Source organism: Enterobacter cloacae complex sp. P40C2 (assembly GCF_014930695.1).
Taxonomy (GTDB): domain Bacteria; phylum Pseudomonadota; class Gammaproteobacteria; order Enterobacterales; family Enterobacteriaceae; genus Enterobacter; species Enterobacter pasteurii.
In genome coordinates this window covers 1-600 of record NZ_JADBRP010000030.1, presented here as the reverse complement: position 1 = coordinate 600, position 600 = coordinate 1, and the positions used below count along the sequence as shown (strand labels likewise).

General features: G+C 57.2%; 2 protein-coding genes. Both read right to left on the bottom strand.

All coding sequences use genetic code 11. From position 1 onward, the window contains the following. Nucleotides 1-134: hypothetical protein (locus IM304_RS22175; protein ID WP_193362887.1), on the bottom strand; the 134-nt coding region annotated here is incomplete at its 3' end. Between the two features lie 109 nt (nt 135-243). Continuing rightward, nucleotides 244-600 (bottom strand): cupin domain-containing protein (locus IM304_RS22170; protein WP_193362886.1); only part of this gene is annotated, 357 nt, incomplete at its 5' end.

The following is a 600-nucleotide window of genomic DNA, read 5'->3' as shown; positions in this document are numbered from 1 at the left end:
CCGCCCAGCACGATGGTTTTTGGCTTGAGATATTCGCCGTACGCGCGGCCGATGCGCCACGCAATGTCTTCGTTCAGCTCTTCGCCCAGCTTGCCGCGAATATCGTAGGCTTTAAAACAGGTTAATTTTTCCATGATGACCTCTTTTTCAGGCAACGGTTGGCCCTGACCACATAATGGCCAAATTTATTTTTGTCATTCGTAGGCCCGGCAGGCGCAGTGCCGCCGGGCATGATGCGGGGTGCTACACGCGCCCGTAACGATCCTGGAAGCGGATAATGTCGTCCTCTTCCAGATAGGAGCCGGAGCGCACCTCAATTAAGTCGAGCGGAATTTTTCCGGGGTTTTCCAGGCAGTGCGTCGCCCCCAGCGGAATATAAATGGACTCGTTTTCACCAAGCAGCTTCACTTCACCGTCGATGGTTACTTTGGCGGTACCCGCCACCACCACCCAGTGCTCGGCGCGGTGGTGGTGCATCTGCACCGACAGCCCCTCGCCCGGCTTCACGGTGATGCGCTTCACCTGGTAACGTTCGCCCGCGTCGATGGAGTCGTATTTGCCCCACGGACGGTACACTTCCCGGTGAATATGGTGCTCGTG